The 15,337-nt window shown below is 71.3% G+C and carries 11 protein-coding genes and 1 pseudogene; all 12 read left to right on the forward strand.

The window, feature by feature from the left end; all coding sequences use genetic code 11:
- The first annotated feature begins 259 nt into the window (after positions 1-259).
- On the forward strand, positions 260-2,383 hold the full coding sequence (gene uvrC, locus ACZ3IG_RS05215) for an excinuclease ABC subunit UvrC (protein WP_467429109.1): 2,124 nt from the start codon (positions 260-262) through the stop codon (positions 2,381-2,383).
- Complete coding sequence (rapZ, locus tag ACZ3IG_RS05220) at positions 2,380-3,456, forward strand: RNase adapter RapZ (protein ID WP_467429112.1); 1,077 nt, start codon at positions 2,380-2,382, stop codon at positions 3,454-3,456. The genes uvrC and rapZ overlap by 4 nt, the downstream gene beginning before the upstream one ends.
- Positions 3,453-4,529: a gluconeogenesis factor YvcK family protein gene (locus tag ACZ3IG_RS05225; protein ID WP_467429114.1), complete on the forward strand. Its 1,077-nt coding sequence runs from the start codon at positions 3,453-3,455 to the stop codon at positions 4,527-4,529. The genes rapZ and ACZ3IG_RS05225 overlap by 4 nt, the downstream gene beginning before the upstream one ends.
- Entirely contained in the window at positions 4,520-5,509 is a 990-nt protein-coding gene (whiA, locus tag ACZ3IG_RS05230; RefSeq protein ID WP_215172793.1) for a DNA-binding protein WhiA, read from the forward strand. Before ACZ3IG_RS05225 ends, whiA begins: the two co-directional genes overlap by 10 nt.
- Positions 5,510-6,147: 638 nt before the next feature.
- On the forward strand, positions 6,148-9,132 hold the full coding sequence (locus tag ACZ3IG_RS05235) for a M14 family metallopeptidase (RefSeq protein WP_467429116.1): 2,985 nt from the start codon (positions 6,148-6,150) through the stop codon (positions 9,130-9,132).
- Between the two features lie 226 nt (positions 9,133-9,358).
- On the forward strand, positions 9,359-10,369 hold the full coding sequence (gene gap / locus ACZ3IG_RS05240) for a type I glyceraldehyde-3-phosphate dehydrogenase (protein WP_215172789.1): 1,011 nt from the start codon (positions 9,359-9,361) through the stop codon (positions 10,367-10,369).
- 131 nt (positions 10,370-10,500) lie between these two features.
- Entirely contained in the window at positions 10,501-11,712 is a 1,212-nt protein-coding gene (locus ACZ3IG_RS05245) for a phosphoglycerate kinase (RefSeq protein WP_467429119.1), read from the forward strand.
- A 6-nt stretch (positions 11,713-11,718) separates the two neighbouring features.
- Positions 11,719-12,495: a triose-phosphate isomerase gene (tpiA, locus tag ACZ3IG_RS05250; protein WP_215172785.1), complete on the forward strand. Its 777-nt coding sequence runs from the start codon at positions 11,719-11,721 to the stop codon at positions 12,493-12,495.
- 96 nt (positions 12,496-12,591) lie between these two features.
- Positions 12,592-12,828: a preprotein translocase subunit SecG gene (secG, locus tag ACZ3IG_RS05255; RefSeq protein WP_215172783.1), complete on the forward strand. Its 237-nt coding sequence runs from the start codon at positions 12,592-12,594 to the stop codon at positions 12,826-12,828.
- A 234-nt stretch (positions 12,829-13,062) separates the two neighbouring features.
- A complete protein-coding gene (locus tag ACZ3IG_RS05260; protein WP_003957010.1) occupies positions 13,063-13,398 on the forward strand; it encodes an RNA polymerase-binding protein RbpA in 336 nt (111 codons plus the stop codon).
- Positions 13,399-13,533: 135 nt separating this feature from the next.
- Positions 13,534-14,781, forward strand: coding sequence for an MFS transporter (locus ACZ3IG_RS05265; RefSeq protein WP_467429121.1), 1,248 nt, complete (start codon positions 13,534-13,536; stop codon positions 14,779-14,781).
- Positions 14,782-14,870: 89 nt separating this feature from the next.
- Positions 14,871-15,337, forward strand: a pseudogene (locus tag ACZ3IG_RS05270) (glucose-6-phosphate isomerase); the annotation flags it as partial.

The following is a 15,337-nucleotide window of genomic DNA, read 5'->3' on the forward strand; positions in this document are numbered from 1 at the left end:
CCGGGCGCGCATCGGCCGGGACCGCCCCCGGCACGGCGCGGGCCCCGTCCCCTGCGCCGCGTGCCAGGGCCCCCGAGTTCCCCCGCATTGAAGCGTGTCGACCAAGTCCCGACAACACTTCCGGCCGGACGTCCGCCATCCCGCCACAGGGACCGCGGCACCACCCCCCTCACGGCGGGACCCGGCGCGGCCGACGGGCGCCCGGCACGTTATCCACAGGCCGGACGGTCTGTCGGCCCTCGCCAGTAGGGTGTGAGTCATGGCCGACCCCTCCAGCTACCGCCCCAGTCCGGGACAGATCCCGGACTCGCCCGGGGTGTACAGGTTCCGTGACGAGCACCGCAGGGTGATCTACGTCGGAAAGGCGAAAAGCCTGCGCCAGCGCCTGGCCAACTACTTCCAGGACCTGGCGAACCTGCACCCCCGCACCCGCTCCATGGTCACCACGGCCGCGTCCGTGGAGTGGACCGTGGTGTCCACGGAGGTCGAGGCGCTCCAGCTGGAGTACTCCTGGATCAAGGAGTACGACCCCCGGTTCAACGTCAAGTACCGCGACGACAAGAGCTACCCCTACCTCGCGGTGACGATGAACGAGGAGTTCCCCCGGGTCCAGGTGATGCGCGGCCAGAAGAAGAAGGGCGTGCGCTACTTCGGGCCGTACGGACACGCCTGGGCGATCCGTGACACGGTCGACCTGCTGCTGCGCGTCTTCCCGGTACGCACCTGCTCGGCCGGCGTCTTCAAGAACGCCGCCCGCACCGGACGCCCCTGCCTGCTCGGCTACATCGGCAAATGCTCGGCGCCCTGTGTGGAGCGGATCTCCGCCGACGACCACCGGGAGCTCGCCGAGGAGTTCTGCGACTTCATGGCCGGGCGCACGGGCACCTACCTGCGGCGCCTGGAGCGGCAGATGGCCGAGGCGGCCGAGGAGATGGAGTACGAGCGGGCGGCCCGCCTGCGCGACGACATCGGCGCCCTGAAGAAGGCCATGGAGAAGAGCGCGGTCGTGCTCGCCGACGCGACCGACGCCGACCTGATCGCCGTCGCCGAGGACGAGCTGGAGGCGGCCGTCCAGATCTTCCACGTGCGCGGCGGGCGCGTACGCGGCCAGCGCGGCTGGGTGACCGACAAGGTCGAGGAGATCACCACCGGCGCCCTCGTCGAGCACGCCCTCCAGCAGCTCTACGGCGAGGAGAAGGGCGACGCCGTTCCCAAGGAGGTCCTGGTCCCGGCCCTGCCCGACCCGGTGGAGCCCGTCCAGCAGTGGCTCACCGACCGCCGCGGCTCGGGCGTGTCGCTGCGCATCCCGCAGCGTGGCGACAAGAAGGCCCTGATGGAGACGGTGCAGCGCAACGCCCAGCAGTCGCTGGTCCTGCACAAGACCAAGCGCGCCTCCGATCTGACCACACGCTCGCGTGCCCTGGAGGAGATCGCCGAGGCCCTCGGCCTGGACAGCGCCCCCTTGCGCATCGAGTGCTACGACATCTCGCACCTCCAGGGCGACGACGTCGTGGCCTCCATGGTCGTCTTCGAGGACGGGCTCGCCCGCAAGAGCGAGTACCGCCGGTTCCAGATCAAGGGCCGCGCCGGAGACACACAGCTGTGGCACGGCCAGGGGCAGGACGACGTCCGTTCCATGCACGAGGTGATCACCCGCCGTTTCCGGCGCTACCTCGCGGCGAAGGAGAAGACCGGCGAGTGGGTCGAGGAGCCGGCCGCCGACGACACCCTGCCGGACGGGGAAGTGCTCCGGGCCGGTCAGGACCTGAAGGACGACGACGGCCGCCCCAAGCGCTTCGCCTACCCGCCGCAGCTGGTCGTCGTCGACGGGGGGCAGCCCCAGGTCGCCGCGGCTCAGCGGGCCCTCGACGAGCTGGGTATCGACGACATCGCGGTGTGCGGTCTCGCCAAGCGGCTGGAGGAGGTCTGGGTGCCCGGTGAGGACGACCCGGTGGTCCTGCCCCGCACCAGTGAGGGCCTGTACCTGCTCCAGCGGGTCCGCGACGAGGCCCACCGCTTCGCGATCACCTACCAGCGCACCAAGCGCGCCAAGCGTTTCCGTGCCAGCCCCCTGGACGACGTACCGGGTCTGGGTGAGACCCGTAAACAGGCACTGGTCAAGCACTTCGGTTCGCTGAAGAAGCTGCGGTCGGCGACCGTCGACCAGATCTGCGAAGTACCCGGCATAGGCCGCAAGACGGCCGAGACCGTCGCGGCGGCGCTCGCCGTCGCGGCCCCGGCCGCACCCGCCGTGAACACGGCGACCGGAGAGATCATGGATGACGCAGACGAGACGGCCGGGGAGTCCGAGACGGCAACGGACACCCCGGGGGAGCCCGTGATCGCGGGCCCCGCGGACGAACGACGGGGGCAGGAGACATGACCGAGCGGGAAGCACGTCAGGCGGAAAACCCAGCGGAGAGCCAGGCCGTGCACAAGAAGACGGGCGATGATCGCCCCGGAGACATCGAACGGCTCGAACGGGAAGAGCACCACGAGCCTCGCGAGCAGGGTGAGGATCACGAGCAGGACGCACGCCAGGAAGACGGAGCACAGGTGAGTACGGGCAGCGAGCCGGCCGGGGTCCCCGAGGCGGCCATCCCCGAGCTGGTGATCATCTCCGGCATGTCCGGGGCCGGCCGGTCGACGGCCGCCAAGTGTCTGGAGGACCTCGGCTGGTTCGTCGTCGACAACCTGCCGCCCGCGCTCATCCCCACCATGGTCGAGCTGGGCGCCCGCTCCCAGGGCAACGTGGCCCGGATCGCGGTCGTCGTCGACGTACGCGGACGCCGCTTCTTCGACAACCTGCGCGAATCGCTGGCCGACCTCGACGCCCGGGGCGTCACCCGGCGCATCGTCTTCCTGGAGTCCTCGGACGACGCCCTGGTACGCCGCTTCGAGTCGGTGCGCCGCCCGCACCCCCTCCAGGGCGACGGGCGCATCGTCGACGGCATCGTCGCCGAGCGGGAGCTGCTGCGGGAGCTGCGCGGCGACGCCGACCTGGTGATCGACACCTCCAGCCTCAACGTGCACGAGCTGCGCGCCAAGATGGACGCCCAGTTCGCCGGCGACGAGGAGCCCGAGCTGCGGGCCACCGTCATGTCCTTCGGTTTCAAGTACGGCCTGCCGGTCGACGCCGACCTGGTGGTGGACATGCGGTTCCTGCCCAACCCCCACTGGGTCCCGGAACTGCGCCCCTTCACCGGCCTGAACGAGGAGGTGTCGTCGTACGTGCTCAACCAGCCGGGAGCCAAGGAGTTCCTGGACCGCTACGCCGAACTCCTCCAGCTGGTCGCCGCGGGCTACCGTCGTGAGGGCAAGCGCTATGTGACCATCGCCGTCGGCTGCACCGGCGGCAAGCACCGTTCCGTCGCCATGTCGGAGAAGCTCGCCGCCCGGCTCGTGGCCGAGGGTGTGGAGACGGTGGTCGTGCACCGGGACATGGGACGGGAATGACAGGACGTACTCCGCGGCTGAGCAGGCTGGGCAGACTGGGCCGGGCAGTGCCCGAGGGACGCGGCAGCCGCCCCGCCGAGGCCCGGGGTGGCAAGCCGCGCCGCCGAGGCGCCCAGCCCAAGGTCGTCGCCCTCGGCGGCGGCATGGGCCTGTCCGCCTCGCTCGCCGCGCTGCGCCGGATCACCGGCGCCCTCACCGCCGTCGTCACGGTCGCCGACGACGGCGGCTCCAGCGGCCGGCTCCGCGACGAGCTGGGGGTGCTGCCGCCCGGCGACCTGCGCAAGGCGCTGGCCGCGCTGTGCGGCGACGACGACTGGGGCCAGACCTGGGCCCGGGTCATCCAGCACCGCTTCCAGTCCAAGGGCGACCTGCACGAACACGCGGTCGGCAACCTGCTGATCGTCGCCCTGTGGGAGCAGCTCGGTGACCACGTCATGGCCCTGGACCTGGTCGGCAAGCTGCTCGGCGCGCACGGGCGGGTGCTGCCCATGTCCGCCGTGCCGCTGGAGCTCCAGGCCCTGGTCAAGGGGCACGACCTGGACCGGCCCGAGGACGTGGACACCGTCCGGGGGCAGGCGACCGTGGCGCTCACGCCCGGCGAGGTGCAGTCGGTGCACCTGGTGCCGGCCGATCCGCCCGCGGTCCCCGAGGCGGTCGACGCGGTCCTCGACGCGGACTGGGTGGTGCTCGGTCCCGGGTCGTGGTTCTCCTCGGTCATCCCGCACCTGCTGGTGCCCGATCTGCTGGACGCGCTCACCGAGACCAAGGCCCGCCGGGTGCTCTCGTTGAACCTCGCTCCGCAGCCCGGAGAAACCGAGGGCTTCTCCCCGCAGCGTCATTTGGAGGTTTTGGGACGACACGCCCCTAAACTCGCCCTGGACGTGGTGCTGGCCGACGAGGCCGCCGTGCCCGACCGTGACTCGCTCACCGAAGCCGCGAAACGGTTCGGCGCCGCGGTCGAGCTGGCTCCGGTCGCCCGGACCGACGGAACCCCGAGGCACGACCCGGAGCTGCTGGCCGCCGCGTACGACCGTATTTTTCGGATGCATGGAAGGATCGGCCCATGGCGATGACGGCAGCGGTGAAGGACGAGATTGCGCGGCTCCCCGTCACCCGGACCTGCTGCAGGAAGGCGGAGGTCTCCGCCATTCTGCGGTTCGCCGGCGGCCTTCACCTGGTGAGCGGGCGCATCGTGATCGAGGCGGAGCTGGACACCTCGGCGGCGGCCCGGCGACTCAAGCGGGACATCCTGGAGATCTTCGGCCACAGTTCGGAACTGATCGTGATGGCCCCGGGCGGACTGCGCCGCGGCTCGCGCTACGTCGTCCGGGTCGTCGCGGGCGGTGACCAGCTGGCCCGGCAGACCGGCCTGGTCGACGGCCGGGGCCGCCCCATCCGGGGCCTGCCCCCGCAGGTGGTCTCGGGGGCCACCTGTGACGCGGAGGCCGCTTGGCGCGGGGCGTTCCTGGCGCACGGCTCGCTCACCGAGCCCGGCCGCTCCTCCTCCCTGGAGGTGACCTGCCCCGGCCCGGAGGCCGCGCTCGCCCTGGTCGGCGCCGCCCGCCGCCTGTCGATCGCCGCCAAGGCCCGCGAGGTGCGCGGCGTGGACCGGGTCGTCGTCCGCGACGGCGACGCGATCGGCGCCCTGCTCACCCGGCTCGGCGCGCACGACTCGGTGCTGGCCTGGGAGGAGCGCCGGATGCGCCGCGAGGTCCGGGCCACCGCCAACCGGCTGGCCAACTTCGACGACGCCAACCTGCGCCGTTCCGCCCGCGCGGCCGTCGCCGCCGGTGCGCGGGTCCAGCGCGCGCTGGAGATCCTCGCCGACGACGTCCCCGAGCACCTCGCGGCCGCCGGCCGACTGCGGATGGAGCACAAGCAGGCGTCCCTGGAGGAACTGGGCGCGCTCGCCGACCCGCCGCTGACCAAGGACGCGGTCGCGGGCCGTATCCGCCGGCTGCTGGCCATGGCCGACAAGCGGGCCGCCGACCTCGGCATCCCGGGCACGGAGGCCAACCTTTCCGAAGACCTCGCGGACAACCTCGCGGGCTGACCGGACGCCGTGTCACCGGTCGGTGCGAGGGGACCTGACCGGTGACACCCGACCGCCGACCACTGCCGACGGGAGCGAGCCCCGGTCGCCGTAGGCCGTCGGCAGGTCACGCCGCCGGCCCGGGGCACCGAGGCCGGACGGTAGGTCGCGCCGCCGGCCCCCGGCCGCCGGTGGCCCGTCGGCGCAGGCCGCGCCACCGCCCCGGTGGCCGGTCGGCAGGCGGCGCCGCCTGCCGGCAGTCACGCCCCGGCAGCCCTCGCCCCCTAGCCACGCCCCGGCCGAAGGGCCGCAACCGCCGGGACCGGAGGCCGCGCCCCCCGGCAGCCCCTGCCAGTCAGCCCCCACCCCACCAGCCCCACGCCACCCCACCAGCCCCACACCACCCACAGCCCCACACCACCCACCAGCCCCACCCCGGCCGAAACGCCGCCAACCGTCAAGACACACGACCCGGAGAGCCGCCTCCCCTCCGCCGCAGCCGCCCGCCCCGGAGGGGCGCCCACGGGCCGGTGCCGACCGCCACTTGAGTGGTGCGCACCGGCGACCGCGTGTCGCGACGCCGCTCTTGACTCGATCATGGAGTGTCATGAGCCTGGCAACCTGTTCGCCGCTGTGGCTAACCACCGCTAGGGGGGTTCATGAGACAGGGACAACCCGGACGACCCGCACGACACAGAGCGAGATCGATCCTCGCCGTCGGCACACTCCTGATCGGCGCGGCCGGCTTCGCACCCGTCGCCCGGGCGCAGCCGGCAGCGCCGGCCCCGGTCCCGGACTCGCAGGAAGTGAAGGTCTTCCGCGCCGAGGTGACCCAGCGACAGGTGCCGCTCCTGCTGGCCGCCGGTCAGGACGCCCATGAACTCGGCGAGCAGGTACCCGACCAGGGCACGGCCTCCGTCGAGCTCTACCTCACCGACCAGCAGGCCCGAAAGCTGGACGAACAGGGCGTCGACCTCACCGAACACACCCTCTCCTCGCGCGCCGCACAGCGCGTCGAGGCCGCCGCCGACGGAGTCTTCCGCCCGTACAGCGGCAGCGGTGGACTGAAAGAGGAGATCCTCCGCACCGCCCAGGAGAACCCCGGCCTGACCAAGGTCGTCTCCATCGGCAAGACCGTCAAAGGCCAGGACATCCTCGCGCTGAAGCTCACCAAGAACGCGAAGAAGACGGAGGACGGCTCCAGGCCGTCGGTCCTGTACGCCTCCAACCAGCACGCCCGCGAGTGGATCACCCCCGAGATGACCCGGCGACTGATGCACCATTACCTGGACAGCTACAAGACCGACCGGCGCGTCAAGAAGATCGTCGACTCCACCGAACTGTGGTTCCTGCTCTCGGCCAACCCCGACGGCTACGACTACACCTTCGAGAGCACCGACAACCGCCTGTGGCGCAAGAACCTGCGCGACGTCAACGGCGACGGCACCATCAGCACCGGTGACGGCGTCGATCTCAACCGCAACTTCGCCTACAAGTGGGGCTACGACGACGAGGGCTCGTCCCCCAACCCCACCAGCCAGACCTACCGCGGCGCCGGCCCGAACTCCGAGCCCGAGACCCAGGCCCTGGACGCCTTCGAGAAGCGGATCGGCTTCACGTACGGCATCAACTACCACTCCGCCGCCCAACTCCTCCTCTACGGCGTCGGCTGGCAGGTCGCCACCGACAGCCCCGACGACGTCCTCTACCGGGCCCTCGCCGGCACGCCCGGCAACTCCGCGATCCCCGGCTACCGGCCGCAGGTCTCCTCGGAGCTGTACACCACCAACGGCGAGGCGGACGGACACGCCGCCAACGTCAACGGCATGGCGATGTTCACCCCCGAGATGTCGACCTGTCAGTCGGTCTCGGACGCCGTCCCCGACGACGAGTGGAACGCGGGCGACTGCCAGTCGGTCTTCAACTTCCCGGACGACGAGACGCTGATCCAGCAGGAGTTCGAGAAGAACGTCCCCTTCGCGCTCTCCGTCGCCGAGACCGCCTCCCACCCCGACCGGCCGTCGTCGGCGGTCGGCCTGCGGGCCGCGGACTTCACGCCGAAGGCGTTCACCACCTCCTACTCCCGCGGCGCAGACCAGGAGGTCGCGGTCGTCGCCCGCAAATCGGTGCGCGACAAGGAGCTGAAGTACCGCGTCAACGGCGGCCGCGTCCACGACGCCGCGCTGCGCCCCTGGAAGGGCGGCGAGACCTACGGCGGCGAGGACAACCTCTACTTCGACGAGTACCGCGCCGAGGTGACGGACGGCGCACCGGGCGACGAGGTCGAGGTCTGGTTCACCGGCGAGAGCCGGCGGGGCAAGCGGGTCACCAGCGACCACTTCACCTACACGATCGCCGAACGGCCCCGCGCCGACGCCCTGGTCGTCGCCGAGGAGGGCGCCCGGACCGTCCAGGCACAGACCTACGTGGACGCGCTCAAGGCCAACGGCCACCGGGCCGCCGTATGGGATGTCGCGTCGCAGGGCCCGCCCGACGCGCTCGGAGTCCTCTCCCACTTCGACACCGTCGTCCACCACACCGGCGCCGCCACCCCCGGCAACGCCACCCAGCTCCAGCTGCGCGCCTTCCTCAACGAGGGAGGCAAGCTGATCGAGGCGGGCGAAGAGGCCGGCGGCAGCGTCGACCTCGGCGGCGGCAACCTGTCGGACGACTTCAGCCAGTACTACCTGGGCGCCTACACCCGCACCGCCACCTCCGGGGCCGGCGCCTTCACCGGCTCCGGCGCGCTCGACGGCACCGGCGGCCCGCTCGGCACCGCGCCCGGCAACCCGCTGGACAGGGCCGGCACCTACAGCGTGACCTCGGACCAGCTGCCGGCCGGGACCTACCCGCAGTTCGCGAGCGAGGGCGCGGGACAGTTCGCCGGGACGGCCAACCCGTACGGCCCCTACGCGGGCGACTGGATGGCCGCCGCCGTCCACACCGACGACGCCTACAAGCGCCTCACCCGCACCGTTGACCTCACCGGCACCACCGCCGCCCAGGCGCCCACGCTGCGCACACAGCTGCTGTGGGACACCGAGGAGGGCTACGACAACGTGCTGATCGAGGCCCGCACGGCGGGCGGCGACGACTGGACGACGCTCCCCGAGGCGGGCGGCGCCACCGGCACCGCCGTACCGGCGGACTGCTCGGCCGGCTACTACCTGGCCGAGCATCCCTGGCTGGAGCACTACCTGACCCTCACCGACGACGGCTGCGCCGCGACCGGCACCACCGGCTCCTGGAACGCCCTCACCGGCTCCTCCGGCGGCTGGCGGCAGGTCTCCTTCGACCTGAGCGCGTACGCCGGGAAGAGCGTCGAGGTGTCGATCGGCTACGTCACCGACCCCGGCACCGGCGGCCGAGGCGTGCTGGCCGACGAGGCGTCCCTGGTCGTGGACGGCACGGCGGCCGGGACCGAGGGCTTCGAGGAGTCGCTCGGCGTCTGGCGGGTACCCGGACCTCCCGAGGGCAGCCCGGCCGCGCCGCGGGACTGGACCCGTACCGGAACCCTGTTCCGGACCTACGGCGCCGTCACCACGGACGACACCGTGCTGCTCGGCTTCGGCCTGGAACACCTCACCTCGGCGGCCGATCGGACAGCGCTGCTCGGCACGGCACTGAGTGCCCTGGACGAGTGACGAACCGGTCGGCGAGGGGCTGACGCCTTGTCGCGAAATCAGGTGATCGGTCACCCGCTCACATGGCGTTCCGTGCCCGTACCGGCGGGTACGGGACGCCATGCCGTGGACGGCCCTCTCGATGTCACCCCGGAGCCGTCGGAGAGGTAGGGTCGGAGGCGGTCGGGGACATCCCATACAGCTCGTCGGCGTCGAGCCGCCGACGTACCAACGAGGAGATCGGTTCGTGACGATCCGCGTAGGCATCAACGGCTTTGGCCGCATCGGTCGTAACTACTTCCGCGCGCTGCTGGAGCAGGGTGCAGACATCGAGATCGTGGCTGTCAACGACCTGGGTGACACCGCGACCACCGCCCACCTGCTGAAGTACGACACCATCCTCGGGCGCCTCAAGGCCGAGGTGTCGCACACGGCGGACACCATCACCGTCGACGGCAAAACGATCAAGGTGCTGGCCGAGCGCAACCCCGCCGACATCCCGTGGGGCGAGCTGGGCGTCGACATCGTCATCGAGTCGACCGGCATCTTCACCAAGAAGGCCGACGCCGAGAAGCACATCGCCGGCGGCGCCAAGAAGGTCCTCATCTCGGCTCCGGCCAAGGACGAGGACATCACCATCGTGATGGGCGTCAACCAGGACAAGTACGACCCGGCGAACCACCACGTCATCTCCAACGCCTCCTGCACCACCAACTGTGTGGCGCCGATGGCCAAGGTCCTCGATGAGAACTTCGGCATCGTCAAGGGCCTGATGACGACGGTGCACGCGTACACGAACGACCAGCGCATCCTGGACTTCCCGCACAAGGACCTGCGCCGCGCCCGTGCCGCCGCCGAGAACATCATCCCGACCACCACCGGTGCCGCCAAGGCCACCGCCCTGGTCCTGCCGCAGCTCAAGGGCAAGCTGGACGGCATCGCCATGCGCGTCCCGGTCCCGACCGGCTCGGCCACCGACCTGGTCGTCACGCTCCAGCGCGAGGTCACCAAGGACGAGGTCAACGCCGCGTTCAAGAAGGCCGCCGACGACGGCGACCTCAAGGGCTACCTGACCTACACCGAGGACGAGATCGTCTCCTCGGACATCGTCAGCGACCCGTCGTCCTGCACCTTCGACGCCTCCCTGACCATGGTCCAGGAAGGCAACACGGTGAAGATCCTCGGCTGGTACGACAACGAGTGGGGCTACTCCAACCGCCTCGTCGACCTCACGGTCTTCGTCGGCAACCAGCTCTGACCCACTGAGCAGGCATTCTCGATGCGCCGGCAGGGCTCGGACGGTGTGCGCGCCGTCCGAGCCCTGACGCGCGTCCGGTACGACCCGCCCTCGTAGGATCACGAGCGATCACCAGCCCCAGGAGTTGCTGTATGAAGACGATCGACGAACTGCTCTCCGAAGGCGTCGCGGGCAAGCGCGTCTTCGTCCGCGCCGACCTGAACGTGCCGCTGGACGGCACCACCATCACCGACGACGGCCGCATCCGCGCCGTGCTGCCCACCGTCAAGGCCCTGGCCGAGGCGGGCGCGCGCGTGATCGTCGCCTCGCACCTGGGCCGCCCCAAGGGCGCCCCGGACCCCGCCTTCTCCCTCGCCCCCGCCGCCGCCCGCCTCGGTGAGCTGCTCGGCGCCGACGTGGCCTTCGCCGAGGACACCGTCGGCACCGCCGCCGAGGCCGTCGTCTCCGGGCTCGCCGACGGGCAGGTCGCGGTCATCGAGAACCTGCGCTTCAACGCCGGCGAGACCAGCAAGGACGACGCCGAGCGCGCCGCCTTCGCGGACAGGCTCGCGGGCCTCGCGGACGTGTACGTCGGCGACGGCTTCGGCGCCGTGCACCGCAAGCACGCCTCCGTCTTCGACCTGCCGAAGAGGCTCCCGCACTACGCCGGTCACCTCATCGCCACCGAGGTCGGCGTCCTGAAGAAGCTCACCGACGACGTCCAGCGCCCCTACGTCGTCGCGCTCGGCGGCGCCAAGGTCTCCGACAAGCTCGCCGTCATCGACCAGCTGCTCGGCAAGGCCGACCGGCTGCTCATCGGCGGCGGCATGGCGTACACCTTCCTCAAGGCCAAGGGGTACGAGGTCGGCATCTCCCTGCTCCAGGAGGACCAGATCCCGGCCGTCCAGGAGTACATCGAGCGCGCGGAGAAGAACGGCGTGGAGCTGGTGCTCCCCGTCGACGTACTGGTGTCGACCGAGTTCCCGGACCTGAAGACCAAGGCCCCGGCCAACCCCTCCACCGTCGCCGCGGACGCCATCCCCGCCGACCAGGAGGGCCTGGACATCGGCCCCGAGACCCGCAAGCTGTACGCCTCGAAGCTCGCCGACGCGGCCACCGTCTTCTGGAACGGTCCCATGGGCGTCTTCGAGCACCCCGACTACGCCGAGGGCACCAAGGCGGTCGCCCAGGCCCTCGTCGAGGCCCCGGGCTTCTCCGTGGTCGGCGGCGGCGACTCCGCCGCGGCCGTCCGCACGCTCGGCTTCGACGAAAAGGCATTCGGACACATCTCGACCGGCGGCGGCGCCTCCCTCGAATACCTCGAGGGCAAGACGCTCCCCGGTCTCGCCGCACTGGAGGACTGACCCCGTATGACCACTCGCACGCCGCTGATGGCGGGCAACTGGAAGATGAACCTCAACCACCTGGAGGCCATCGCCCACGTCCAGAAGCTCGCCTTCGCCCTCGCGGACAAGGACTACGAGGCCGTCGAGGTCGCCGTCCTGCCGCCCTTCACCGACCTGCGCTCGGTGCAGACCCTGGTCGACGGGGACAAGCTCAAGATCAAGTACGGCGCCCAGGACATCTCGGCGCACGACGGCGGTGCCTACACCGGCGAGATCTCCGGCCCGATGCTCGCCAAGCTGAAGTGCACCTACGTCGCGATCGGCCACAGCGAGCGGCGGCAGTACCACGCCGAGACCGACGAGCAGGTGAACGCCAAGGTCAAGGCCGCCTACAAGCACGGCCTGACCCCGATCCTGTGCGTCGGCGAGGAGCTGGAGGTCCGCGACGCGGGCAACCACGTCGCCCACACCCTCGCCCAGGTCGAGGGCGGACTCAAGGACCTCCCGGCCGAGCAGGCCGAGACGGTCGTGATCGCCTACGAGCCCGTGTGGGCGATCGGCACCGGCAAGGTCTGCGGCGCCGAGGACGCGCAGGAGGTCTGCGCGGCGATCCGCGGCAAGCTCGCCGAGCTGTACTCCCAGGAGCTGGCCGACCAGGTCCGCATCCAGTACGGCGGCTCGGTCAAGTCGGGCAACGTCGCCGAGATCATGGCGCAGGCCGACATCGACGGCGCCCTGGTCGGCGGGGCCTCGCTGGACGCCGACGAGTTCGTCAAGATCGTCCGCTTCCGCGACCAGTGAGTTCCTGGTAGGCGGGATCCGTCGTACCCTTGCGGGGGCACAGCCCGGTGGCTGTGCCCCTGTCGTCCATCCGAATCCGAGGAAGTTGGTCCAGCCGTGGTTTTGGGGTTCTCGATCGCCCTGATCGTCTTCAGCCTGCTGCTGATGCTGCTGGTGCTGATGCACAAGGGGAAGGGCGGCGGCCTCTCCGACATGTTCGGTGGCGGCATGCAGTCGTCCGTCGGCGGCTCCTCGGTCGCCGAGCGCAACCTCGACCGGATCACCGTGGTGGTCGGTCTGCTCTGGTTCGCGTGCATCATCGTCCTCGCCCTCCTGATGAAGGCGAACACCTGACCAGGACGCACCCGCGGCACACACTTCGCAGTTCTTCACGTAACGCCCCATGTTCGGTACGCGCTCCTGAGCGCGGCCTATCATGGGGCGTGCGTCTTGCTGGGCTTGCGTCTTGGTGTGGGGCCGGTAACTCCCATCACTGGACGCGCGTTGGGCCTTACGTAGACTGAGGCGCTCGCAGCGAAGCGAAACGCCGACTCGCTTTGCGGCACCATCACGCAGGGAGTTACGACCGTGGCAAGTGGCAACGCGATCCGGGGAAGCCGGGTCGGAGCGGGGCCGATGGGCGAGGCCGAGCGCGGCGAGTCCGCGCCGCGTCTGCGCATCTCCTTCTGGTGCTCCAACGGGCACGAGACACAGCCGAGCTTCGCCAGCGACGCGCAGGTGCCCGACACGTGGGACTGCCCCCGCTGCGGCTTCCCCGCCGGACAGGACCGGGACAACCCGCCGGACCCACCGCGCACCGAGCCCTACAAGACCCACCTGGCGTACGTGCGCGAACGCCGCAGCGACGCCGACGGCGAGGCGATCCTCGCCGAGGCGCTCGCCAAACTGCGGGGCGAGATCTAGGAGTCGACACCGGCCGGGTACCCACGAGGTGCCCGGCCGGATCCGTTCCGCGCCTCGGCCCGGACGCCGCTCGCGGTCCGTTGTCAGTGGTGCCGTCTACGGTTTGTGCATCGGACGAATCGTGGGGGGACGGGCATGGCGACGGTCGAGGCGGCGGGCGAGCGCGCGCCCGCGTGGCGCGGGGGGTTCGGGCGGCTGTGGAGCGCCGCGGTGCTCTCCTCCTTCGGCGACGCGCTGCGCACGGCCGCGCTGCCCCTGCTGGCCGTGTCGCTGACCGACGACCCTCTGCTCATCGCGTCGGTCACCGCCTGCGGCTATCTGCCCTGGCTCGTCTTCGGGTTGCTCGGCGGCGCGGTCGCCGACCGGGTGGACCAGCGACGCGCCATGTGGGCTGTCGACGCGGTACGCGGTCTGGCGGTCGCGGGCTTCGCGGTGGCCGTGGGCCTCGGCCACGGCTCCATCGCGCTGCTCATCGCCCTGGCCTTCGCCCTGACCACGCTCCAGACCCTCTTCGACAACGCGGCCACGGCCCTGCTGCCCACCCTGGTGGGCCCCGACCAACTGGGCAGCGCCAACGCCCGCCTGCTGACCGGCCAGCGCATCGCCGGCGGACTGCTGGGGGGGCCGGTCGTCGCGCTGCTGCTCACGGCGGGTGTCGCCGTGCCCTTCGCGGTCGACGCCGCCACCTTCCTGGCCGCCGCGGCGCTGGTGGCCTCGCTGCGGCCGGCCGGGCCCCGGCAGCGGGAGCCCGGAGCGGCCGGCAGCACCCTGCGCCGGGAGATCGCCGAGGGGCTGCGCGCCCTCTCCCGGGACCGGCTGCTGCGCGGGCTGTGCGCCGCCACCGCCCTGTGCAACATCGGCATGGGCGCCCTCATAGCGACCCTCGTCCTCCTGGTCACGGGCTGGCTCGACGCGGGCACGACCGGGTACGCGGCGGTGATCACCGCGTACACCGTCGGCTCGCTGGCCGGGGGAGCGGTCCATCGCCGTCTGGTCACCCGTACGGGGTACGCGCGCGGGATGCTCCTCGCCGGGACCGTGCAGACCGGGGCGCTCATCGTGATGGGCTCGGTGCGCAGCCTGCCCGTGCTGGCGGCGGCGCTGGCCGTGTTCGGATTCATGGGCATGGTGTGGAACGTCAGTTCACAGACGCTGATGCAGCGACGCAGCCCCGCCGAAATGCTGGGCCGGGTCAGCTCGGCCTTCCGGACCCTGGGCGTGGCCGGGGCGCCGGCGGGCGCGCTCCTGGGCGGAGCCGTCGCCGCCGCCTGGGGCGCGAACACCCCGGCGCTGCTCGCCGCCGCCTGCTTCGTCCTGTCCGTCGCCGCGCTGATACCCGGGCTCCATGCCGACGACAGGTCAGGTCAACCCCTGATCAATTAGGTTGGGACCGGCAGCGGGGCAAGACGAGGCAGGGACACGCGGCAGGGATACGCCGCAGGGACTGGCAGGAAAGAAGGCGGAAGTCCGAAATGAACGCAGACGGCCGTACCAGGCTCAACCAGACACCCGAATGGACCGCACTGGCCAAGCACCGCGAGGAGCTGGGCGAGACGCACCTGCGGGAGCTGTTCGCCACAGACCCCGGACGCGGCACCGGGTACACCCTCCGGGTGGGCGATCTGCACGTCGACTACTCCAAGCACCTGATCACCGACGAGACGCTGCGGCTGCTGCGGGAGCTGGCCGCCGCCACCGATGTCTTCGGCCTCCGGGACGCCATGTTCCGCGGTGAGAAGATCAACGTCACCGAGGACCGCGCGGTGCTGCACACCGCGCTGCGCGCCCCCGCGGACGCCACGGTCCAGGTCGACGGGGAGAACGTCGTCCCCGGTGTGCACGCGGTGCTGGACAAGATGGCCGGCTTCGCCGACCGGGTGCGGTCCGGCGAGTGGACCGGCCACACCGGCAGGCGCATCCGCAACGTGGTCAACGTCGG

It is taken from the genome of Streptomyces sp. NPDC016677, from assembly GCF_055562815.1.

Coding starts and splice junctions, on each gene's coding strand:
- uvrC (WP_467429109.1), top strand. CDS start 260: ATGGCCGACCCCTCCAGCTACCGCCCCAGTCCGGGACAGATCCCGGAC.
- rapZ (WP_467429112.1), top strand. CDS start 2,380: ATGACCGAGCGGGAAGCACGTCAGGCGGAAAACCCAGCGGAGAGCCAG.
- ACZ3IG_RS05225 (WP_467429114.1), top strand. CDS start 3,453: ATGACAGGACGTACTCCGCGGCTGAGCAGGCTGGGCAGACTGGGCCGG.
- whiA (WP_215172793.1), top strand. CDS start 4,520: ATGGCGATGACGGCAGCGGTGAAGGACGAGATTGCGCGGCTCCCCGTC.
- ACZ3IG_RS05235 (WP_467429116.1), top strand. CDS start 6,148: ATGAGACAGGGACAACCCGGACGACCCGCACGACACAGAGCGAGATCG.
- ACZ3IG_RS05245 (WP_467429119.1), top strand. CDS start 10,501: ATGAAGACGATCGACGAACTGCTCTCCGAAGGCGTCGCGGGCAAGCGC.
- tpiA (WP_215172785.1), top strand. CDS start 11,719: ATGACCACTCGCACGCCGCTGATGGCGGGCAACTGGAAGATGAACCTC.
- ACZ3IG_RS05265 (WP_467429121.1), top strand. CDS start 13,534: ATGGCGACGGTCGAGGCGGCGGGCGAGCGCGCGCCCGCGTGGCGCGGG.